The organism is Olivibacter sp. CPCC 100613 (assembly GCF_036959255.1).
Lineage (GTDB): Bacteria > Bacteroidota > Bacteroidia > Sphingobacteriales > Sphingobacteriaceae > Olivibacter.
The window spans coordinates 177,943-200,656 of record NZ_JAWMTI010000002.1 but is presented as its reverse complement, the minus strand read 5'-3'; the positions used below and the strand labels follow the sequence as shown (position 1 = coordinate 200,656).

Sequence of the window (22,714 nt, the reverse complement as noted above, 5' to 3'; positions counted from 1 at the left end):
ATGGATTGGTAATAAAAAAATAATTAAGCATTGGCCACACTCAAAATAGCGGCTTTTATGCGATTATATGTGCCACATCGGCATAGATTGCCTTGCATCGCTTGCTCAATTTCCCGTTCTGAAGGATGGGGATTTCCCTTTAATAGCGCAACTGCGTTCATGATTTGCCCTGTTTGGCAATAACCACACTGGGGCACAACATATTGCTCCCACGCTTGTTGAACAGGATGATCTCCTTGATCTGAAAGGCCTTCTATTGTTGTGATCTTTCCTTTTCCAACGGCCGAAATGGGAAAACTACACGATCGGATGGCCGTATCATCTAAATTGACCGTGCAGGCACCGCAAAGTGCTTTGCCGCATCCGAATTTTGTTCCCCGCATCCCAAGGACATCTCTTAGAACCCATAAAAGCGGCATGTCGTCCAGTACATCCACTTCATGGGTTTTACCATTGACTTGAATTGAATATTTTGCCATGTTGTTTATAAGTTGAGTGTTTAATAGTTTTGATAAATCATTCCTTTTTTCTGCAAGTGGATCATAAAGGAGCTAAACGGCAAGGAACTTTGTTTATTGATATAAACAAACTTAAAAAATAATTCTCGTATTTTATTGGGTTTCCTTACTAACTAATTACAAAGCCAGCCGTTCGCTAAGTGAAGGGCACCGATATGGGCATGAATAGGGAGGAGTTTACCGCTTAATCCATAAGACTATACTGGATCAAGCGGTCAGGTATTCATTTAAGCTGCCTGTTTTCTCTATAAAGAGAGCAATTTGTTCTCCTTTTGCTCATGTCGTTATACTTGCTGCAGCAGCCTCATCTACAAACCAGTAAACCTCACCATGAAGAGGTCTGATCAATTGAGAAGGATACTGACTTGGGTTTGGTTTTCCGTGCAGCACTTCGTAGAGTGCTTTTTCCTTAGCCTTTCCGTAGGTAATAAAGGCAATTTTTTTCGCTTGGTTGATAAGAGGGGCTGTTAATGTAATGCGATACATCTGCTGCGGTTCCAGGTAATAAGCATCTACCCATTTATTTTCTTCTTTCAAAACGGTTGTATGTGGAAATAAAGAAGCTGTGTGCCCATCTTCTCCCATGCCTAATAATATAAGATCAAATTGTGGGTTATTCCCAAAATGCCCTCGTAACAACTTTTCGTAGGCGAGTGCGTAAGATTCAGGACTAGTGTCGGCTGCCCACATCGGAAAAATATGGTCTTCCGGAATGGGAACATGCGTCAATAAGGTTTCGAAGGCCATTTTAGCGTTGCTCTTATCGTCCGTTAAGGGTACCCAACGTTCATCGCCCCAAAAGACATATACGTTGGTCCAATCGATTTGTTCTGCATAGGGATGTTCCGTAAGTAGTCGATAGAGTTGGATGGGAGAGCTTCCACCGGTCAGTGCTACAGAGAAACGGCCAGTTGATTCAATAGCCTGCTGTGCTGTTTGTACAAACAGCGCAGCAGCACTTTTACTTAAGGTTTCAATATCATTAAAAACGTTAATCATGCTTAAATTTTTTAGTGGTGTTCTTTCGGATGAAGATTGGTTGCCCATACGTGGCCATCGCGTGCGATTAAAGCTTCCGCGTTTTCAGGTCCCCAGGTACCCGCCGCATAATTTGGAAAATCGATCGACTCTCTGGATTCCCAGGTTTCTAAAATAGGCATGATTACATCCCAAGCTTCTTCTACTTGATCGGAACGCATAAATAACGTGGTATCTCCACGCATAGCGTCTAAAAGCAAAGTCTCATATGCTTCAGGTGTTTGCGTTGAACAGGTATCATAGTCAAAAATCATCTCTGCCGGGTTCAGATTCATTTCCAATCCCGTTTTTTTGGCCATAAATCGCAAGCGAATGTCCATCTGCGGCTGTATGTTTATGGTTAGACGATTTGGCATGAGACTATCCGATTGGTTTTCCGGGAAGGTTGAGTGCGGAACAGGTCGGAATTGTATGGTGATAGAAGAAGTTTTTTCCTGCATTCGCTTACCGGTACGTAAATAAAAGGGTACGCCTTGCCAGCGCCAGTTATCTAAGTAGAACTTGATGGCAACATAGGTCTCCGTATTGGATTTTGGAGAAACTTCGGGTTCTTCCCGATAGCCCGGAACTTTCTTGCCTTGTATCCAGCCTGCATCATATTGCCCCCTAACAGCATAGTGGTGCACGTTTTCCGGTTTTATTCGTCTGACCGCTCTGAGCACATCTACTTTTCGATTTCTGATTTCCTCTGCTTGAAACGAGACAGGTGCTTCCATGGCTACCATACAAAGAATTTGAAGCAGGTGATTTTGGATCATATCGCGTAATGCTCCGGATCCTTCATAATAACCGCCCCGTTCTTCTACCCCCACTTGCTCTGCTACCGTTATCTGTACCGAATCAATGTAATTGCGATTCCATAGCGGCTCAAAAAGCGCATTTGCAAAACGGAAGGCCAAGATGTTCTGTACAGTTTCTTTGCCAAGATAGTGATCAATCCGATAAATTTGTTCTTCCTGAAAGGTACGTGTTAATAGGTTGTTGAGCTCAATTGCTGTTTCCTTATTATGGCCGAAAGGTTTTTCGATAATGATGCGATCGGAAGCTGCTTCAGAAGCCAATTTGCTATCGTGTAAGTTAACCGTTACTGCCTCAATAAATTGCGGTGCTACCGATAAATAAAATAAGCGGTTGCCCCGTATTCCCCATTCCGTGTCAATTTGATCTAGCTTTTCTGCCAAAGTAATATAATCGGCAGGATGATTGATATTTGATTTGAAATAGGAAACATTTTTTTTGAAGCTGGCCCACTGTGCATCGTCAGGCTTCCCCTTCCTTGAAAATTCAATCAAGCCTTCGTGTAAGTGATTATTATATTGTTCGTCATCTAACTCAGTTCTTCCCAATCCGATAATAGCAAATTTCTCAGGCATCCAGCCGTCCAAAAATAAATTGTAGAATGCGGGAATTAATTTTCTTTTAGCTAAATCTCCAGTTCCTCCAAAAATTACAATAATGGTGGGAATTGCCTTTTTACCTGTTTTCATCTTTTTGTTTTTTTCTTTTTTACTCTCTTCGGAATTCAAAATTCCGCTGGGCAGATCTGTTTTCTCAATTATTTAACACATGGATGTTGATCGTATTAAAATCTTAGTCCCATTGTGTATGAAAAGTACCGGGTTTGTCTGTACGTTCGTAAAGATGGGCACCGAAATAATCACGTTGGGCTTGGATAAGATTGGTGGGCAGCGTGGCGCTTCTATAGGCATCAAAATAGGCAAGTGATGACATAAACGCCGGCACAGGAATGCCCTTATCAACGGCTTCTTTAATAAGCGATCGTAAATCTGCTTGTTTATCTACTAATTTGCGGCCGATTTCTTTGTCGAGTAAGATATTAGGTAAGGAAATAGTACGTTTATACGCTTGACGAAAATCTTCTAAGCATAGTGCCCTGATAATACAACCACCGCGCCATATCTTGGCAACTTCTTCGAGATTTAGGCCGTAATCATAGGCTTTCGATGCGACATGCAATTGCGCTAAACCCTGTGCATAAATGGTGATCATAGCGAAATAAAATGCATTCTTTACTTTTTCCTGAAGAATTGATCTCTCCTCGGCATCAAGAGCACGCAGTGGCTGATCCCAAGGAAGTTGCTCGGCTGCTTGAATGCGTTCTTCTTTATAAATAGAAATATCACGCATATTTACGGCGACGTCAATAGATGGAATAGGTACTTGTAAGTCCATCGCATTCTGCGAAGTCCACTTTCCGGTACCTTTCGCGCGTGCGCGATCAGAAATAAGATTGATTAATCGCTGGCCTGTCTCGTCGTCGTACTTCTTGAGCACCTCACCGGTTATTTCAATTAAAAATGACTGGAGCTCTCCACGGTTCCATTCTTCAAAAGTTTGTTGGAGCGCTTCATCATCAAAGGCATAGCCTCTTTTTAAAAGGTCATAAGTTTCGGCGATAAGCTGCATGATACCATATTCTATACCGTTATGGACCATCTTGACATAATTACCTGCCGAGCCATTTCCGAGGTAAGCAACACAGGGTTCATTATCAACTTTGGCGGCAATTGCCTCAAATATAGGGCGCAAACGTTCATAGGCATTTTTATCACCACCCGGCATCATACTTGGGCCAAAACGAGCACCCTTTTCGCCACCTGAAATTCCCATGCCGAAGAAATGTATTTTCTTTTCTGCGAGGGTTGCGACACGCCTATCCGTATCAGGAAAATAGGTGTTTCCACCATCAATGACAATGTCGCCTTCTTCAAGATAAGGGAGGAGTGTTTCGATGGCAGCATCTACGGGGTTGCCTGCAGGAACAAGTAACATAATAGCACGGGGACGTTTAATGAGCTTAACAAACTCTTCGGGGGAGGTTGTGCCCTTAACGTGTTGGCCTTTGTTCGCTTCGCTTTCCAAGGAATTGGCTTTCGCTGCATCTAAGTCTAACCCCGCGACGGCAAAATGATGATCGGCCATATTAAGTAATAGGTTTCTTCCCATAACACCGAGGCCTACAATGCCAAAATCGAATGATTCCATATCGTATAATTTATTGTTGAGTCTTCTAATTTTTTGCGCTAATCTAAATTTTTAAATGTTGCGAACTGTTGTTCTAATGCAATTATTTTATCGAGCCGACGTTGAAAACGTTCCTCTCTGATATACTTCGCTTTTAAAAAAGCTTCTACCAACTCCCAGATCAATTGAGGCCCGATTACGCGTCCCCCTAGACAGAGAAGGTTCATGTCGTCATGTTCTACCCCTTGATGGGCCGAATAAGTTTCGGTGATGAGTGCTGCTCTTACGCCTGGAATCTTATTAGCGGCAACCGACACACCGACGCCGCTTCCACAAATAGCAATTCCTCTTGCTACCTCGCCTCTTGCTAAGGCAAGTGCTAAGGGTTTAATAATATCCGGATAGTCGTCTAACGCATCGTAGCTGATCGCACCGTAGTCGATCACATCAAAATTTTTTTCCTTCAATTGTTTTAGCAGTTGCTGCTTCTGCTCGAAGCCTGCATGGTCTGCAGCTATACCGATTTTCATGTTCATAAATTATAATTCATAGTAAGCCACCAAGGCGTTAATGAGTAGCGTGTTTTACTCGTGACAAAGCCTTACCCATTGTGAGCACGTGCTTCACCAGCTAAATTCCAACTAAAATTCAATAATTCTGTATTTTTTAAGCAATTTTTATGATTAAATTCTTCGCTCCGGGTCCGATGTATCGAGAGGAAGATGGAAGATTGCATATAAGTTGTAAATTCTCTAAGTTTGTTTAAAAAGGTAACAATGCTTTTTAAAGTTAGTTTTGTAAGACTTAAACAAATTATATGTCAATAAGTAAAGAATCGGAATTGCTTGGAATGGCTAAGATAGGCGAAGTTGTGGCAATTACATTAAAAAAAATGCAAGCCTACGCGAAGCCCGGTATGACAACGAAGGAACTGGATGATTTTGGGGCCGGAATTTTAGCGGCCTATGGGGCTAAATCAGCTCCGGCGCTTAGCTATGGTTTTCCCGGATGTACGTGTATCAGTATCAATAGTGAAATTGCGCACGGTATTCCTTCTCCGGCATGCGTACTTCAAGAAGGTGATTTAGTAAACATTGACGTGTCGGCTGAATTGAATGGATTTTGGGCAGATAACGGCGGGTCCTTTATATTAGGAAAGGATGTTCAAGGGAAAGCCCATTTGATAAACACTTCTAAACGTATTTTGCAACTAGCCATTAACCATATTAAAGGTGGGGTTCGAATTTCAGATATCGGAGAATTGATCGAGAAAGAGGCAAAAAAAGAAGGTTATAAAGTAATTAAAAATTTAGCAGGACATGGTATAGGAAGAAGCTTACACGAAGAGCCTGATAATATCTTAAATTACAAGGACCGTTTTGATAGAAGGAGATTCAAGAAAAATTCAGTCGTGGCTATTGAAACTTTCATTACTACCGCTTCTACCTTAGCAATTGAACAAGCTGACGGATGGACTTTAGTTGGTAATAAGGGCGGTTATGCTGCGCAACATGAACATACTATTGTTGTTACAGACGGAAAACCACTGATTTTAACCGCTAAAAATGGTGTTTGGAATTAACACCCTTTTTTCCCTTTGAAATACATCGACGCTATGAAGGAAACTGTCTTAGCCCGTCTCGAATCCGCCCGTAAAGAACTGTTAGATTTAGGACTACGCAATCCCCTGTTAAACTATCGGACACCAAAAAGCAGAGGCTTACACATTGTAAAGGAGAAAAGTACCGTCATTTATGAGGTATTGGTAAAGCAAGGAAAGGCAATGAGCTTTTTAAGTGTACCGGAAAAGGGGTCCCGGGAGGATATCGAGGATACCCTATCCTTACCCATGGAGCCACGTGCAGAAACGCAGGAAAATGCCTACCTGGATACAAAGCTGCAAACAGATGAGTTTATTAACCGTTTACAGACCAGGTTGTTGAATACGTTTTACGCTGCCCGTACGAGTATAGAAGAACAAGGCGTAAACACGCTTTATTTAGCGCTGGGTATGCTTCATTGGTTTGAAACGCATCAACCGGAGGACGTCCGGTATGCACCATTGATTTTAGTACCGGTATCGTTGGAACGATCCAGTGCTCAAGAACGTTTTCGATTGCGCTATACAGCGAGCGAGATAGGTGCCAATCTATCTTTACAGGCGAAAATGAGGTCCGATTTTCATATCGTGATTCCCGATATGGAGGACATGGAAGACTTTGTGGTCGATAACTATTTCGATGCTGTTGAAAAATCAGTCCGCGGTCAATCGAATTGGAAGGTAGATCGTGATCACATTGAACTTGGCTTTTTCTCTTTCGGAAAATTTATGATTTATCATGATCTCGATTGTAATCAGTGGCCTGCGGAAAATCAACCTCCTAACCAAGCACTTTTACAGGCATTGTTTACGGAAGGTTTTAAGGACGCTGCGCCCACTGCGAATGAAGAACATGATTTGGATATATATCCTGAAGCAGCCAAGATTTTTCACGTAATGGATGCCGATAGTTCGCAGTTGCTGGCCCTACTTGCGGTAAATGAAGGGAGAAATATGGTCATTCAGGGGCCTCCGGGAACAGGAAAGTCCCAAACCATTACGAATATGATCGCTAATGCGATAGGTCAGGGTAAGAAAGTTCTATTTGTAGCTGAAAAATTGGCGGCTTTGGAGGTAGTAAAGCGGCGGTTAGACACGATTGACCTTGGTGAAGCTTGTATTGAATTGCATAGTCATAAAAGTAACAAGAAGGAATTGCATGAGGAGTTAAGGCGCATATTGGATTTGGGACGACCAACTTTAACGCACTTAGAACGGGAGGTTAGTTTACTGGACGATTATAAAGAAGAGTTGAACGCTTATTGTCGTGCGATTAACACATTGGTAGAGAAAAGTGAGTTGACACCCCATAAAATCATTGGCCACCTGTTGGCAATCCAAGATGCTACAGATGCCGTTAAATTACCAAAGATATTACTAGATGATTTATCTGTTTGGGATGCCGAACGTATGCGAAAAGCGGAAGCCTTTGCTGAGCGTGTACAAGCTCGTTTGCAGGAAGTTGGTATACCCATTGAATTGTTGTTTTGGGGCAGTAACTTGGAAGTATTGCTGCCACATGCGTATGATGAAGTGCGTACATTGCTGCAGGAAAGTAAAAAAGCCACCGAGGATCTGTTGTATCATGGAAGAAAACTTGGCGAGGATATAGGAGCTCCCTTAATTCCGAAAAGTACAGATGACATTCGTCTACTTATCGATTTTTTTGGTGTAGCAGGTAGCGCACCTCGTTTGGATGGTGTGGACGTATTGTCGCAAAAGTGGATTACCAAACAAGAGGATATTCACGAATTTATCGAGGCCGGTGAAAGGCTTTCTACCATTTATAAACAATACGAACAACGATTACTGCCCGAAGCATGGGAACATGATGTTTTAGCGCTCAGACAGTCTTTAATGGCTCATGGGACGAAATGGTATCGATTTTTGATCAGTGACTACCGAAAAAGCACCAAACAGCTGGCCGCGCTCTGCCATGCGGCATTGCCCGATGATTTAGCGATGAAGTTGGATTATGTTAATGCGATACTGGAGGTAAAACGCCTAAGAAAAAATCTATTAGTATATCAAAGTTTAGCGGAGGAAATTTTTGGAGGAGCTTGGAAGCAAGAAAAGTCGGATTTCGCAGCGATAACAAGCATCGCTACTTTCTTATCACAAATACATCAAGCAATCGTAGAAGAGAAATATCCTGTTTATTTACTTTCCTATTTACGCGATTATGCCGGTCCTCAAGTAGCTTATAACCACAAAAAAATGCTGACTGATCTATTAGAGCAGCAGTACGGGAAGTTGCAGGAAGTTTTACAACGGCTGGCTTACGATGACCAAAAAAAGTTTGAAAGAGGTTTGTTAGCGGAAGACTTTTCTGTACAATTAGACCTTCTAGATCGGTGGGATAAAGGTTTTGTAGAAATTAACGATACAATCGCCTGGAATAATTTAGTCCGACAAGCAGAAGAGCTCGATTTGAAGAAAGTAACACTTATTGCGCAATTTTGGCCGGAAGCAAAAGATCACCTTAAAACGGCATTGCAAAAAACCTGGTATGAGTTATTGATAGAGCAGGTCATGTTTAATGAACCGGCTTTGCGAAAGTTTGAAAAAAACACGCATGAAGAAACCCTATCGAAATTTAAAAAGCTCGATTTGCTAAATCAGCAATATCATAGGGCCCTGGTAGCCTTGAAACATTGGGAGAATATTCCCCGACAGGAAGCTGGTGGACAAGTCAATATTTTACGAACCGAGTTTAACAAAAAGGCACGTCATATGCCTATCAGACGGCTGATGCAAGAGGCTGGTCTGGCCATTCAGGCAATTAAACCGGTGTTTATGATGAGCCCACTTTCCATTGCTAATTTTTTACCTCCTTCAAGTGTTGAATTTGATTTGGTAATATTCGACGAAGCCAGTCAAGTTCGTCCTGTAGAAGCTTTAGGCGCAATTTTACGTGCGAAACAGCTGGTTGTAGTCGGTGATAGCAAACAGTTACCACCAACCAGTTTTTTTGACACGATGAATAGCGATTTGGAGGACGAAGAGAATGTTACCGCGGATGTACAAAGTATATTGGGATTATGTGACGGGCAAGGGGCTCCTCAATCGATGTTGCGCTGGCATTATCGAAGTCGGCACGAATCGCTTATCACCTTATCGAACCAGGCATTTTACGAGAACAAGTTGGTTGTTTTCCCAAGTCCCGGTTCAACCTTTGATATGGGCTTGAAATTTCATTATTTACAAGATGCCTTATATGATCGGGGAAAAACACGAACTAACCCGGTAGAGGCAGAAGCCGTAGCCGATGCTGTTATGTTGCATGCTGCCGAGCACCCTTATCGCACGCTGGGCGTGGTTGCATTCAGCTCCTCACAAATGCAGGCCATTCAAATAGCGTTGGAAATCAGGCGGCGTAGACAACCTGAAATGGAAGGTTTTTTCAAAAGTCACGCACATGAGCCTTTTTTTATAAAAAATCTGGAAAATGTACAAGGGGACGAGCGGGATGTGATTTTTATCAGTGTCGGTTATGGTCGTAGCGAAGACGATACATTAATGATGAATTTCGGTCCACTTAATAATGACGGAGGTGAGAGGCGACTCAATGTTTTAATTACGCGTGCAAAGATGAGATGCGAGGTTTTTACGAATATTACAGCAGAAGATATTGATCTCAATCGATCGAATAAAAGTGGAATACTGACACTCAAGCGCTTTCTGCATTTTGCGCAACATGGAAGTCTGGACATGAGCCCCGCGTCTGAATCGATGATAAAAACTCCTTTTGAAGACATTGTAAAAAACAGTTTAGAACAAGCAGGGTATGATGTTCGGAAACAGGTTGGTACTGCCGGTTTTTATCTAGATTTAGCGGTGGTTGATCCAAAACATCCAAACAGATACCTGATTGGCGTCCAATGTGATGGTGAGAACTATGCTAACGCGAGATCCGCACGTGACCGTGATCGGCTAAGAGAGCAAGTGCTGACCAATATGGGTTGGGATTTATATCGGGTATGGAGTGTTAATTGGTACAGAAATCCAACGAGAGAGTTGCAAGCTTTACTGGACACTATTGAAAAAGCACAAGAAAAGCTTTTGGCGATGGATATTGCTGAAACGGAGCAAGAAAAAGCCTTTACGAATCTTATGCGTGAAGAGTTGACCGAAGAATCTCCCAAGACTTTTGCCTATTATGAAATGGCACAACTACCCAAAACAGTATCTACACTTGAGTTGCACCAACAGCCTATTGAAAAGGTTGTTGAATGGGTTGAACATATCGTGAAAATAGAAGGACCGGTTCATTTCGAAGAAATGGCCCGGCGTGTGGTAAATGCAGCCGGTGTTTCTAAGTTAGGAACACGTATGCGAAGTATTTTAACACGGGCCAGCCAACTGGCGGAGGAAAAAAAAGCCATCCGTTTTGTAGGTAATTTTTTATGGGGAGTTCAGCAGGATGAACCACCGATAAGAGATCGGAACAACTTGCCGGCGATATCAAAAAAGATTCAATATATTGCGCCGGAAGAAATTGCTTTAGCCACTTTACAAATCATTGATCGATCCATTGCGATTTTGCCTGAAGCACTTTTTCCCTTGGTGAGTAAAGCTTTTGGTTTCGGTCGATTGACAGAGGAGGTACGACAGGAAATAGCAAATGCAGTGAGCGTATTGATTGTGCAGGGAAAGGTGAAAAGAGAAGGAGATCTATTGAAACCGGCTTCGTAAAAAAAGCTGTTAATTTTTCGGTTGCGGATATACCATCGATTGCGATACTTTTGATCTATTAAATAATAAGTTATGCAATTAACGATAGATCTAATGTACGAAGCTGCTGTAAACAAAGATTCTTCTTTTGAGGGTGTCTTTTTTACCGCTGTAAAGACGACTGGTATTTTTTGTCGGCCTACGTGTACCGCCCGGAAACCAAAAAAAGAAAACGTAGAATTTTTTAAGACAAGCAAAGAGGCGATCCTAAAAGGATATCGACCTTGTAAAATCTGTAATCCTTTAGCGTATAGTATGACACCCGATGGCATACGGAATGTTTTAAATCGCTTGGCGGAAAACCCCGGAATGAAGTTTAAAGATCGCGATTTACTGCAAATGGGTGTTGAACCCAGTATGATAAGACGTTGGTTTTTGAAGAACCACGGTATGACTTTTCAAGCCTATCAGCGTATGTTTCGCATTAATAACGCTTTTAAGCGTATCCAAAAGGGTGAATCCATTACAACCACTGCGTTTGATACCGGTTATGAGTCGTTGAGCGGGTTTGGAGATTCATTTAAATCTATTTTTGGGGTATCTCCTCAACATTCAAAGCAGCAACGTGTAATTGATTTGAAGCGCTTAGAAACCCCTTTGGGAACGATGGTTGCTTGTGCCGTAACTGAGGGGATCTGTCTGCTGGAATTTACGGATAGAAAAATGCTCGAAACCGAATTTAAATCGCTTGCCAAAAGGATGAATGCCACCATTCTGCAAGGGAACAATTCACATTTTAATCAGTTGGAAATTGAATTGGCTGAGTATTTTGCGAGTCGACGAAAATCATTCACCGTTCCGCTTTTTACACCTGGCACAGACTTTCAAAATTTAGTTTGGAATACACTTCAGCGCATACCTTATGGTCAAACGATTTCGTATAAAGAACAGGCACAGATGATGGAAAAAGAAGCTTCTGTTAGGGCCGTTGCCAATGCAAATGGTATGAATAGAATATCCATTTTGATTCCCTGCCATCGAGTGATTGGGTCGGATGGACAACTGACAGGTTATGGGGGTGGTATCTGGCGGAAAAGAGCCTTACTCGAACTGGAAAATGAATTAGATGTTAGCTGAATGGACATGTTGAGGCAAAAGTGCGAGAATGGCGATCTCTCGTTCTTTTCCTCTTAATCGTATGCTGCCTAACAGTCTACTGCTATATTCTTTGGCGCTGCTCAATAGGGAAAGTAGGTCTGCGCTGATAATGACTTCCTCTTTAAATTCCCCACATTTACCCAGTATACGTGAAGTTGTATTCAATACATCACCTGAATAGGTAATATCTCTCTTTACAATTCCGACCTCGCCTGCAATCACATTGCCGGAATGAATTCCGGCCTTAAAGGTAGGTACGAAGCCATATAGTTGCGTATATTTGTCTCGCTTCCTTTCAATCGTCATCTTTATATCAAAGAAACACTTTACGCAATGCGACTTTTCTAATCCATCTTTATAACTCCAGGCAACGACCACCTCATCCCCAACGTACTGGTAAATACTCCCTTTATTTTCAAGGATGGGATTGGTGATGTCGGCAAAAAAATCTTTGAGAAGCGAATGGTATCGTTCATTACCAAGTCGTTCCGCAATGCTTGTGGAAGCATTGATATCAAGAAACATAAAAATACGTTTTTCCGCTTTCGGGGTATTATATTTACCTATTAATATATGGAAAAATGTTTCGTGCCCAAATTTACTGCTCACTTGCAAAAGGAGTTGGGTAAGTGCAACGATAAAGGCCCAAACCAGGCCGCTTTTTAATGGATAGCTATCCGTCATGAAGGAGAGCACCGCTTGTTGCGTTATGGGGTCTGTCAATGGTTTTTTTAATTGATAAGGTACGATCGTTAAGCCCATGACAATTGTGATAAATCCGACAATAAGCACAAAACATATAAACACGATCAAAATGGTATAAGCATAAGGTTTATCCCTAAATTTTTCGTCAATATAAAAGACCAGTAAGCTACCACCTAACAATGCACCAATGAGTCCTGCTCCCATATTTCTAAGCACAGAAATGAAGAAGGAATAATTGGTAGCCGTACCTAATGAAACTTGCGTATGCAATACTAAATGGTCATATATGGCTATTATCAAACCGATGAGCATCCAAGCAATAACAATAAATCCTACTTGTTTCAGTTTTAGAAATGTTCCCCTTTTCATTTGTTTGATTTTTACTTCTCTTACCTTTATTTGCTCAGATCGCGTACATATCCTCGTTTTTATAAAAGTTTATCGTCATCTCGTTCATCTCGTGAGATCTGTGAGCAAGATTAAAATCCAATCGAAAATAAAACATTTTTAGCTCCCGTTTAATTCAAAAAGAAGGAAAAGAAGATAAAAATTAAAAATCACTTTATAAACGAGCTGCGAAGTTCAGTATTTCACTGAGTGATTTAATCGTCCACTGATAAAGATGAAGGTCGTTTAACTCGAGTTCTTTTGTAAATTGGTCTTCAGTGACAATATAACGTTCTCCTAAAGGAATATAGGGGATTTCGCCAATATTATCGCTTTGAATCTGGATATTCAGAAGAATGCTTAAGGTTTGTAAATTGCTGTTCATATGTTTTAGTTCTTCAGGCTAAGGTGTTCACAAGGTACACAATGTGTATCAATATCCGTTTCGCATATCTTCACAATAATGGTACATAGTTTCCTCACTTTTAGATTGTTAGTCGGTTCGGTCGAGACAAGGTTTTTTTCGTCAATAGACTCTTTTCGATGAATGCTTTACTGCTGTTGACGAATGGCTCTATTTTATCTAAGTTTGTTCCATGGGCTAACGCCTAATTCGATTAGCCCCATGGCATTAAAAGATTAAAAAGTGAAGCATGTTTTATTAATTGATGACGAAGAAAAGCTTCGTCAGCTTACTGCTCGAATTATCATATTGGAGGGCTTTGAAGTTGTGCAGGCTGATAATTTAAAAGCGGCACAGAAGAAGCTGACAAGCGAAGAGTTTGATGTGGTTATTTGCGATGTGAAATTACCGGACGGTAATGGGGTGGCATTTATAGAATATATTAAAGAAAAACAGCCATTTGCTGAAATTATCTTATTAACAGCCTACGGAAATATTGCAGACGGCGTACAAGCCATAAAAAGCGGCGCATTTGATTATATCACAAAAGGAGATGATAACAATAAAATTATTCCCCTGCTGCATCGTGCGTTTGAGAAGGCACAGCTAGCCAAAAGAATACAGCAGCTTGAAAAGCAAGTGGAAAGAAAGTACAATTTTGAAAGCATCATCGGAAAGTCGCCCGCCATACTTGACGCAATCAACTGGGGTAAAAAAGTGGCGAAAGGAGATACAACCGTTTTACTATTGGGCGAGACGGGGACGGGTAAGGAGGTGTTTGCACAAGCAATTCATCAGGCGAGCAATCGTAAAATGAAAAATTTTGTGGCCCTAAACTGTGCAGCTTTTGGAAGAGAATTACTGGAAAGTGAGCTCTTTGGTTATAAAGCCGGCTCTTTTACCGGTGCGCTAAAAGATAAAAAGGGCTTGTTTGAAGAAGCAAACGGTGGGACCTTGTTTTTAGATGAGATCGGGGAAATGGCTGTTGATTTACAGGCTAAACTGTTACGGGTTTTAGAGATGGGGGAGTTTTTGAAAATTGGAGAAACACAGCCAACAAAAGTAAACGTTCGTATTATTGCGGCCACCAACAGGCATTTGGAAGATGAGATTGAAAAGGGGACTTTCCGAAGTGATCTTTATTATCGGCTTTCCGTGTTTACCATTTTTCTGGCGCCCCTAAGAGAGCGAAAGCAGGATATTGCTTTGCTAGCAAATAATTTTGCTGAGATTTTCGCTTTGAAGACCAATAAACGGGTTGTTCAGTTAAGTGACGCTTATATACGGGCTTTAGAACAATATCCGTGGAAGGGGAATATTCGGGAGCTTAAGAATGTAATTGAACGTAGTGTCATTTTAGATATGAATGGGGTATTAGATGTTGACAGTCTACCTTATGATGTTCGTCATCCCGAACTTCAGCAGGCGACCGCCCTTTCGAGCTTTTCGCTTGAGGGTATGGAGAAGTTACACATTCAGAAAGTACTCGCCTTTACGCACGGGAATAAAGCAGAGGCCGCTCGTTTATTGGATATTGGCATCGCGACGCTGTATAGGAAAGTAGAGCAGTATAAGATCTGACGATATGTGTATTTTTCATGATCACTTTAATGGAATAACCATATTCCATGAATTTTCCAATTCGTAAGGTCGATTACCTGTGCCGGTTGCTGCGAATAAGTGAGTTGCTTTACCATTTTCAAATAGTAGGAAAGGGCGTTCGAAATTGGCCTGTAACGTCACCTTACCATCCTCCCATTTTATATGTCGTGAATAGGCTTTTACCGGATGTGCTAGATCCCATTGAATGCCATCTTTGGACAGGGCATGGATACCGCCACCTTCCTCGCCACAAATATGCCCGAAGCGATCTTTCATGATCAGTTCATAATGATCACCTGACCACCAGACAAAAGGGTCTTCGACGTCATTATCCAACTTCCCTTGAGCATGAAATTCAAACAATGGTTTTTCGGAAAGTCGTTTATAAGGCCCCTTAAAGGAATCAGCTGCAGCAGCACCAAGTAATAGTGGAGGGTTATGGTCTTTTTGTGATGACTTGTACATCAGGTAAATGCGGCCATCCGGAAGGGAGACGGGCGAAGGGTTTGAAGTAATTGAGGCGTCCCAATGCCCAGGTCTAGGTTCCAATATAGGGTGTTCGCTTCGGGTCCATGGACCGTGAACGGACGTTGACCAGGCCAAACCGATGCGTTTGTTCATCCATGCTCTTTGAGCTAGGCCGCTTGCCCATACATCTTCACCAGGTTTTGGCGGAGTATCTGGATAGGTATTTCCGAAATAGTAAAGTAAGTAATATTTCCCGCTTTTTATTATACGTGCGTTGTGGGTTGTACAGCCATCAAAGAAATTTTTCCCCCGAGCATCTAGTACTACTTCGGCAAAGGTGTAGGGCCCGGCGGGCGTAGTGGAAACCGCTCTTATAATTTGCGAGTTGGTGACCCAATTGCCAAAGCCATATTCCTTTGACCACCGTGAAGCAAACATATGATACAAACCATCTTCCCCTTTTACTACGGAAGGATCCCAAACCCAGTAATCTTTCATTTCAAAACCCCCGTTCAATGGGGCCGGTAACATTCTTTCGGGAAGGGAAAGCGCTTGTTTTTCTTTTCCAAAAAGTTCGGGATTAACAAGTAAAAGAGACGCGGTGCCTAGTGAACTTTTAATAAAGGATCGTCTGGATAACACAGTCATTATTTTAATTGGAGATAGCTATAGACAATATGTGGTAATCATGCTGATTTAATTCAGCATTTCAAAACTAAACATAAATTTATTCCTTTCCTCACTTTTTAGAATAAAATGGATTGCCAATGTGAGAATATATACTCATATACCACCAATTTGTCTTCAGGTTTATAAAAGGGTTGAAATGATCGATCATTGGATCAAGATGCCAGTCCCAACGGCGAAAAAGCAATATAAATGAGGAGCATTAAGATCAGTAGCGCACCAGCTGCGATATATCGGCCTTTCCATGGAACAACGAGATGCTGTGTGGTGTTTGCCGAAGTTATTTGAATACTTTTTGATGGATAATAGCAACCGATGATGACCATTATAAACGCGGTAAGCGAAAAGAGGATGGCCAAAACGTGTAAGTAATGGATTTGAACAGCGAAGATATACTCGCACGCAAAATAGGACAGCATGAAGAAGAGGAGACCGATTTTTGCGGCAATAGCCGGAACCTTTCTATTGACAAAACCAATAATAATAATGGTAAAAATCGGCATACTGAAAAGCCCTGCTACTCGTTGTAGATAGGTATAAAATCCACTATCTACGAAGAGGATAAAAGGGGCGGTGACCATTGCAACAAACGATAGAAATAGCTCAAAGCGTCGAGCTGTTCTGACTAACTCGTCTTCCTTTGGTTTTTTGTTTCTTTTATTGAGATAGGGTAAATAGAGGTTCATAACAAACAGCGTACTACTTCCATGCAATCCCGCATTATAAGTAGTAATAGCCGCCCCAAAAATAAGCGCAATCGTAATGCCTAACAGCGCATCGGGAAGTGTTTCGGCTGCTATTAAAGGAAAAACTGATGCCGTATTTTTCATGTTGGTATATAGGTGTACGGCGATGAGACCCGGTAGATTAATTAAAAGCGGCATCAATAATTTGCTCAATGCAGCGAGCGCCATGCCCTTTTGAGCCTCTTTCAAATTTTTAGCGGCAAATGTTTGCTGGACAATATATTGTTCAATTCCCCAATAATAGAGATTGACCAATAGCATTCCCGTGAAAATCGTGCTAAAAGGAATGGCGTCATGGGCAGTCCCGATAGCGTTTAAATGATTGGTATGTTTGCTAAAAAGCAACGTCAAGCCCGCGAAGATATCGCCTTTTCCCAAGTACCGCAACGCGCAAACAGGAAGGACGATAGCGAGCAAAAGTAAGCCTAATCCTAAGAGTGTATCGGAGATCGTAATGGCTCTTAAGCCCCCTAGAATCGTGTAGGTGCTACCGACTAGACCTAAAAGCCATACCATTATCCATATCGATTGCCAATAGCTAATTCCCCAGAGATCGGGGAGGCGAAACATGCCGGTTAATGCAACAGCACCACCATAGAGTACAGGTGGTAAGAGATTCACTATGTAGCTTAATAAAAAAATGATGGAAACAAGTCGCTTTGTACCTTCATCATAACGATGGGCCAGAAAATCGGGTGTTGTAATCATTCCACCTTTAAAATAGATAGGAAGAAAGTATTCAGATACCAACAGCATGGCAAGCACCGAAGTAATACCCCACGCCATAACAGACATGTTATTGGTGTACACGGATTCGTTTTCGCCGATAAATTGATTTGCGCTAAGATTGGTGAGGATCAATGAACTGGCAACGATTAAATAGCCGTTATTTTTTCCGGCGAGTAAGAGCCCTTTTACGGTTCGTAAATTGGTCGATTTCGTCTTATACCATGAAATAAGGGCAATTAATAAGGTGCATAATCCGAAGCTGACAAAGGCTTCCATGGTTTACAGTGATTTTCTATTATGTAATTCGGTATGGACAACCAGCTGAATCTTTTCACGACTTTTTGCATAAGTGGCTGCAAGTGCTCCCATTTTTTTGAAATCGGTGGAGAACGTTGTAATACCTCCTGCTAGGATTTCCTTGATGACATCATCATTATGTGCCAATACGCCCAAATCCTTTCCAAGTTCCCATTTCTTATCCATGACATCTTTCAGGATGGCATATAGTTCTGGATTATGAATCGTAAAGTACACTTTGTTTTTCTGTATAGTGCCTGGTTTATAGGAGGTTTCGATTTTACCGTTGATTCCGGTATCTTTTAAGAATTTCTTAAAGGATTTGAGAATTTCCTGCGGCTCGGCAGTATTCCTTCTAAAGAAAAAAATAGTTTCCTCGTACGCTGCCAATTGGTGGGTCAACTGTTCAAATATACGGTAGGAACTATGTTGAAACTCCTGGACGATATACGAATAATCTTTTCCCAACGAAATAAAGCGGTCTATGATCAGCAATTTAAAGGGAGGGATACTTAACAAAAGTTCTTTGATTCTTTCGGAAGGAATAGGTGCAATAATGTACAAACCGTAGTGTCCAACGATGCGATGAAAAATAGCTTCAAATACATCCGGATTATTATGGTGAAAATAAAGATCAACTTGGGTATCATCACCCAAGTTGATCTTAAGATGTTGGTACAAGGTTTCTTGAAAAGTATCAAAAGCATACATCAATAAAGCGATCTTTTGCCTTTGCTTTGTATTTTGACTGATTACAAAATAACCTTTCCTGTTTTTTGACGCAATAACGCCGCGCTCGATTAGTTCCTTGTAGGCTTTTACAATTGTTTCACGAGCATAGCCCAGCTCTTTTACCATAGTGTTAACAGAGGGTAAAGGGTCATTTGCATAAAGGCATTCATCATCAATCGCATCCAAAATACCTTGGATTAATTTTTCATGCTTGGAGAGCGATTGTATTTTTTCTAAGGAACGTATTTTTTCAAAAATCGGCGATTGATCGGAAAGCATGTTTTTTGTCATTTGGTTATTTTACTTGGAACTGATTTTGTAAAGATAAGCACCTTCTTGTTCAAATGCTATGGCTAGCTGTTTGTTTAGTTCCTTTTCGTGATTGCTTAATACGTCTTTTAGCACATAGGTCTTGTTCGGATTTAAACCGATTCGAGCCGCTTCGATGTGAATTGATGTTGCCGCTGTATTGAAATTGAAAACGGCAAGGTAGGTGCCTGTTCGATCGGAGCGGAAAAACAACTGGTTGGTTTTTGTCCCCGTATTTCCTTCTATTGGGCGAAATGCTTTCCCCGATTGTATAAGTGTTTTGACTTCCGAACTTCCTAACCATTGTATGATACGTTGTTGCCAATCTGCGGATTTTGAATAATCATCACCCAAAATAACCGATCCGGTAATTAAGCCAGCGATGAGACGTGCACGGTTGGCGCCTTCACTTTCTTGTTCGAAAACCAAATGATCTGCATCTATGTAGTCGTATTGATAGGTCTGCCACCACCCGTAATTGACACTGTTCAATGTGTATTCCGTATCTTTAATGCTTTTCCACGCATCGCAGGCGATTCGTCTCATGTGTGCATAGCGAGCTGTTGCTAAAGAAGGCGAAATAGCTGCATATACCAACATGCTATTGGCCAGATTGTCCGATAAACATTCCATTCCTACCCGATATGCCTGCATACCCGTACTTATCTCGGTATCGAAAAAACGACTAGACTCAGCTGCCGCGTGTGCAAGGAAATCGATTTTTATCATTTTAAATCCACAGTCCTTGAGCTTGTTAATAACATAAGCGATCCGCGCCTGCGTGCCGGGATGGGTGGGATCGAGCGCCCGTCCGCCGTCTAGATCATGATAACCTTTCGTGGTTTTAGTCCACATCTCTGAAAATTTATAATTACCTCCCTCTGCTATTCTGTTAGGATCTCCTCTAAAGCCCCAATCGGTGAATGGTGCCCAATAAACGCCAGGTTCCAGGCCCCTTTTTTTGCAATAAGCAACGAATTCCTTTAATCGGGAAAAATCACCGGAAAACCCACCCTGTACCATATTATCCCAAAAAGAGTCAAGGTCAATAAAGGCGGTTTGATCATCATTTCGAAAAAAAGGAATCTTTTTGTCAAAAAAATCGACTACTCCGGTCGCTTGTTCGTAACTGAGATGCTCCTTGATAACACCCCAGCTATTCCAACCCACGGGTGTTGCCCTGGTCCAAGGTTTAATATAAGGTGCTTCAACCAACCGACCTGCTTTTGCATAAATTTCCATCCCGTCCCGCCAATCGGGAAAATAGCCGATGAAAATTTTTGGTGATCGTATTGTTTTTCCTTTTATAGCGCCATGGTCCATGGAATCCCTGGTTACTTTTACATCACTATAACCAGCGTATATTTCGAGTTCATGAATTGAGGCCTTTTGACCGGCGGTTTTCACACCGGTTTTCCAATCCATATGATTTAACGATCCGATTACCAAACCATGGCGCGATTGATTGTCAAATACAACACCTACTTCCGCACTCATTTGTGCTTCTGTGCCAATAGGTTTTGCATCATAAGCGATAAAGGTATCGTTATCAAATGGTACAAATAGCGTTCTTACATCTTCGCCATGTAGGAGCTGTGTATTCTTACTTTGGATGGGTATCAGTTGGTTGGAGCTTAACGGCTGTTGACCTACGATCTCCAATTGTGTCAAAACAAAGGCTCGATCGGGATAGCAGTAAAAATAGCGATTCATTGTGGGTTGTCCCTGTGCTTCTGCCGTTAGCTTAATCTGAATACCTTTACCCAATTCATCTTTTATAGGATGTTGCTGTATTTTGTAAACTTTATAATCAGTATTGCCGTACTTCGTTTGGTTGACCACAAAAGAAGCCCCGGCATCGTTTACAATGGTTGTTCCCTTATATTTTAAGGAGAACGAACCTGATTTTTTGTGGATAATCAGCTGATTCTCTTTTCCAAAGGGTACGGTATAATCGTCTGTCGTTTGTGCGTCTACTTTTATTGTCATGAAGAAAAATGACAAAGCAACGATGTTGAAACGGTATAGATACTTGATCATTTGCATAATTACTTAGTTGATGTGTTAATATCCTTGGTTTTGATCAGCTTCTGATAGATCCGGATTTTGTCGAAGCTCATCTAAGGGGATTGGCCAGGTAAGACGGAAATCTTGTATGACAACAGGCGCACTGATTCTGTTTCCTTTATACATACCGGAAACCCAGCGATTCCTTTCTTGTACGTATTGCTTTAACAATCCCGTTCGCAACAAATCGAATTTACGCCAGCCTTCGAAGCAGAGTTCGCGCATCCGTTCATCCATTAGGTTTTTCATGAATGCTTCTTCACCCATGAGGGTCCATCTTTTATCGGCCGGCAAATTACCGTTAAACGCTCTTTTACGGACGACATTATTAATGATTTCGATGGCTTCTCCCTGTCGGCCTATTTTGTATAGACATTCGGCATAACATAAGGCCACGTCGCTAAAGCGAACAAAAGGAACGTTCTTACCACTATAATAAGAACTAAGTCCTTGCTCAACGGTGCGTACATCTTCATATTTTTTAACATGTGGATCCAGTTCATCTCCCCATACGTAACCCGTTAAAGAGGGTTCTTTATCTTCCCACGTAAAGTCAAAACGGATACTCTCTGCTCGTCTTATATCTCCTTCTTCCCATAACCCGCCATCCGATTGCAATTCGTAGCAATATTCACTGGGCATCGTTCCATCAAAACCCGCAAATAGGGCAGTAGCTTCAATTGCAGTCATACTTGAAACGGGTCTTGATCCCATATCCCATTGAATGCTATTCATATCACCACTAACATTACTAAACTGAAAAGCATATACCATTTCCTTCTTATAGTCTGCTGAGTTCTGTTGATGCGCATCAAAGATGGCTTGGTAATTGGTTGCACCTGTACCACCAAAATAAGGATTATTATAAACTTTTTCAAACTGTTCAGCTGCTTTTGCATAATCACGAAAACCAGACACTTCCGGCGCATAAAGATAAAGTTTGCCAAGCATTGCTTGCGCAATGGCCCGCGTTGCACGTCTCAAATCGGTGTAACTGGGGTCGGCAGGGTCGGGTAAGTACTGGATAGCCTTCTCTAAGTCGCTTTCAATCGATCCATACACCAAATCGATAGCTTGCCTTTTTCCTCCCATGTCCGTTCCTGTTAAGGGAATAGGGCCAAACATTTGTACGAGTTCAAAATTATTAACGGCCCGAAGAAAACAGGCTTCTCCTAAACGGAGATTGAAGGCAGCATCTTGGCTATTTTCATTTGAACTTAAAGCCGATATGGCACTCGATGCACGAGCTACAATACGGAAGCGACTTTTCCATACCTCCAGTATACCTCCATTGGTGCTATTCATCCCGTCAAGGTAGGTTTCCAATCCTTTACGGAAATTATTGTCCCGCCATTGTATGCCGCCCATAACCGCTTCATCGGTACCGGCGTATAACTCAATACGGTTCTTATGTGCATCGCGCCAGTCTTTATACAGACCTAAAATGTAGCCGTTTAAATTTTCTATATTGTCGAAGATGGCGTCGTCCTGAATTTTTGATTCAGGCTCAACAGCTAGGAATTTGTTGCAAGAGGTGAATGGCAAAGACAATGCTGCCAATAATATACCAGTATATAATATGTGCTTATTCATAAGAAAATCCTGATTA

The 22,714-nt window shown here is 41.7% G+C and carries 16 protein-coding genes; 4 read left to right on the top strand and 12 right to left on the bottom strand.

All coding sequences use genetic code 11. The features are described 5' to 3' along the window. Positions 1-23 precede the first annotated feature (23 nt). From RYH73_RS07275 to RYH73_RS07255, 5 genes are all read right to left on the bottom strand, one after another. Complete coding sequence (locus tag RYH73_RS07275; protein ID WP_335312756.1) at positions 24-479, bottom strand: (2Fe-2S)-binding protein; 456 nt, start codon at positions 477-479, stop codon at positions 24-26. A 315-nt stretch (positions 480-794) separates the two neighbouring features. Continuing rightward, positions 795-1,517, bottom strand: coding sequence for a 6-phosphogluconolactonase (gene pgl / locus RYH73_RS07270; protein WP_335312755.1), 723 nt, complete (start codon positions 1,515-1,517; stop codon positions 795-797). A gap of 11 nt (positions 1,518-1,528) precedes the next feature. Continuing rightward, positions 1,529-3,043 carry a glucose-6-phosphate dehydrogenase gene (zwf, locus tag RYH73_RS07265; protein ID WP_335312754.1) on the bottom strand — a complete coding sequence of 505 codons (1,515 nt, stop codon included), beginning with the start codon at positions 3,041-3,043 and terminating at the stop codon, positions 1,529-1,531. Between the two features lie 103 nt (positions 3,044-3,146). Then, positions 3,147-4,562, bottom strand: a complete 1,416-nt coding sequence (gndA, locus tag RYH73_RS07260) for an NADP-dependent phosphogluconate dehydrogenase (protein ID WP_335312753.1) — start codon at positions 4,560-4,562, stop codon at positions 3,147-3,149. Between the two features lie 38 nt (positions 4,563-4,600). Continuing rightward, on the bottom strand, positions 4,601-5,077 hold the full coding sequence (locus tag RYH73_RS07255) for an RpiB/LacA/LacB family sugar-phosphate isomerase (RefSeq protein WP_335312752.1): 477 nt from the start codon (positions 5,075-5,077) through the stop codon (positions 4,601-4,603). A gap of 281 nt (positions 5,078-5,358) precedes the next feature. Here RYH73_RS07255 and map point away from each other — a divergent pair, with 281 nt between their 5' ends. From map to RYH73_RS07240, 3 genes are all read left to right on the top strand, one after another. Then, a complete protein-coding gene (gene map, locus RYH73_RS07250; protein ID WP_335312751.1) occupies positions 5,359-6,123 on the top strand; it encodes a type I methionyl aminopeptidase in 765 nt (254 codons plus the stop codon). Positions 6,124-6,156: 33 nt separating this feature from the next. Beyond that, positions 6,157-10,836, top strand: a complete 4,680-nt coding sequence (locus tag RYH73_RS07245) for a DUF3320 domain-containing protein (RefSeq protein ID WP_335312750.1) — start codon at positions 6,157-6,159, stop codon at positions 10,834-10,836. Between the two features lie 72 nt (positions 10,837-10,908). Continuing rightward, positions 10,909-11,952: a bifunctional transcriptional activator/DNA repair enzyme AdaA gene (locus RYH73_RS07240; protein WP_335312749.1), complete on the top strand. Its 1,044-nt coding sequence runs from the start codon at positions 10,909-10,911 to the stop codon at positions 11,950-11,952. Here RYH73_RS07240 and RYH73_RS07235 read toward each other — a convergent pair. Together RYH73_RS07235 and RYH73_RS07230 are read right to left on the bottom strand one after the other, a co-directional pair. Next, positions 11,938-13,047 (bottom strand): adenylate/guanylate cyclase domain-containing protein, encoded by a 1,110-nt coding sequence (locus tag RYH73_RS07235; RefSeq protein ID WP_335312748.1) that lies wholly within the window; start codon positions 13,045-13,047, stop codon positions 11,938-11,940. The two genes, RYH73_RS07240 and RYH73_RS07235, sit on opposite strands and share 15 nt — an antisense overlap. A gap of 193 nt (positions 13,048-13,240) precedes the next feature. Beyond that, a complete protein-coding gene (locus RYH73_RS07230; protein ID WP_335312747.1) occupies positions 13,241-13,450 on the bottom strand; it encodes a hypothetical protein in 210 nt (69 codons plus the stop codon). Positions 13,451-13,711: 261 nt separating this feature from the next. Between RYH73_RS07230 and RYH73_RS07225 the strand changes: the two genes are divergently transcribed. Continuing rightward, the gene (locus tag RYH73_RS07225; RefSeq protein ID WP_335312746.1) at positions 13,712-15,049 is read left to right on the top strand and encodes a sigma-54-dependent transcriptional regulator; all 1,338 of its coding nucleotides are present in this window, start codon (positions 13,712-13,714) and stop codon (positions 15,047-15,049) included. A 21-nt stretch (positions 15,050-15,070) separates the two neighbouring features. Here RYH73_RS07225 and RYH73_RS07220 read toward each other — a convergent pair whose 3' ends face one another. From RYH73_RS07220 to RYH73_RS07200, 5 genes are all read right to left on the bottom strand, one after another. After that, positions 15,071-16,180: a glycoside hydrolase family protein gene (locus tag RYH73_RS07220; protein ID WP_335312745.1), complete on the bottom strand. Its 1,110-nt coding sequence runs from the start codon at positions 16,178-16,180 to the stop codon at positions 15,071-15,073. A gap of 200 nt (positions 16,181-16,380) precedes the next feature. Continuing rightward, positions 16,381-17,976 (bottom strand): solute:sodium symporter family transporter, encoded by a 1,596-nt coding sequence (locus RYH73_RS07215; protein ID WP_335312744.1) that lies wholly within the window; start codon positions 17,974-17,976, stop codon positions 16,381-16,383. Positions 17,977-17,979: 3 nt separating this feature from the next. Next, a complete protein-coding gene (locus RYH73_RS07210) occupies positions 17,980-19,020 on the bottom strand; it encodes a GntR family transcriptional regulator (RefSeq protein WP_335312743.1) in 1,041 nt (346 codons plus the stop codon). A gap of 9 nt (positions 19,021-19,029) precedes the next feature. Beyond that, complete coding sequence (locus RYH73_RS07205) at positions 19,030-21,078, bottom strand: alpha-galactosidase (protein ID WP_335312742.1); 2,049 nt, start codon at positions 21,076-21,078, stop codon at positions 19,030-19,032. A gap of 24 nt (positions 21,079-21,102) precedes the next feature. Next, on the bottom strand, positions 21,103-22,698 hold the full coding sequence (locus tag RYH73_RS07200) for a RagB/SusD family nutrient uptake outer membrane protein (RefSeq protein ID WP_335312741.1): 1,596 nt from the start codon (positions 22,696-22,698) through the stop codon (positions 21,103-21,105). Positions 22,699-22,714: the final 16 nt, after the last annotated feature.

Bases quoted from the DNA above. Each gene is read 5' to 3' on its own strand.
- RYH73_RS07235 (WP_335312748.1), bottom strand. From the start codon at position 13,047: ATGAAAAGGGGAACATTTCTAAAACTGAAACAAGTAGGATTTATTGTT.
- RYH73_RS07205 (WP_335312742.1), bottom strand. From the start codon at position 21,078: ATGATCAAGTATCTATACCGTTTCAACATCGTTGCTTTGTCATTTTTC.
- RYH73_RS07245 (WP_335312750.1), top strand. From the start codon at position 6,157: ATGAAGGAAACTGTCTTAGCCCGTCTCGAATCCGCCCGTAAAGAACTG.
- gndA (WP_335312753.1), bottom strand. From the start codon at position 4,562: ATGGAATCATTCGATTTTGGCATTGTAGGCCTCGGTGTTATGGGAAGA.
- RYH73_RS07275 (WP_335312756.1), bottom strand. From the start codon at position 479: ATGGCAAAATATTCAATTCAAGTCAATGGTAAAACCCATGAAGTGGAT.
- zwf (WP_335312754.1), bottom strand. From the start codon at position 3,043: ATGAAAACAGGTAAAAAGGCAATTCCCACCATTATTGTAATTTTTGGA.
- RYH73_RS07210 (WP_335312743.1), bottom strand. From the start codon at position 19,020: ATGACAAAAAACATGCTTTCCGATCAATCGCCGATTTTTGAAAAAATA.
- pgl (WP_335312755.1), bottom strand. From the start codon at position 1,517: ATGATTAACGTTTTTAATGATATTGAAACCTTAAGTAAAAGTGCTGCT.
- map (WP_335312751.1), top strand. From the start codon at position 5,359: ATGTCAATAAGTAAAGAATCGGAATTGCTTGGAATGGCTAAGATAGGC.
- RYH73_RS07215 (WP_335312744.1), bottom strand. From the start codon at position 17,976: ATGGAAGCCTTTGTCAGCTTCGGATTATGCACCTTATTAATTGCCCTT.
- RYH73_RS07255 (WP_335312752.1), bottom strand. From the start codon at position 5,077: ATGAACATGAAAATCGGTATAGCTGCAGACCATGCAGGCTTCGAGCAG.
- RYH73_RS07230 (WP_335312747.1), bottom strand. From the start codon at position 13,450: ATGAACAGCAATTTACAAACCTTAAGCATTCTTCTGAATATCCAGATT.
- RYH73_RS07240 (WP_335312749.1), top strand. From the start codon at position 10,909: ATGCAATTAACGATAGATCTAATGTACGAAGCTGCTGTAAACAAAGAT.
- RYH73_RS07200 (WP_335312741.1), bottom strand. From the start codon at position 22,698: ATGAATAAGCACATATTATATACTGGTATATTATTGGCAGCATTGTCT.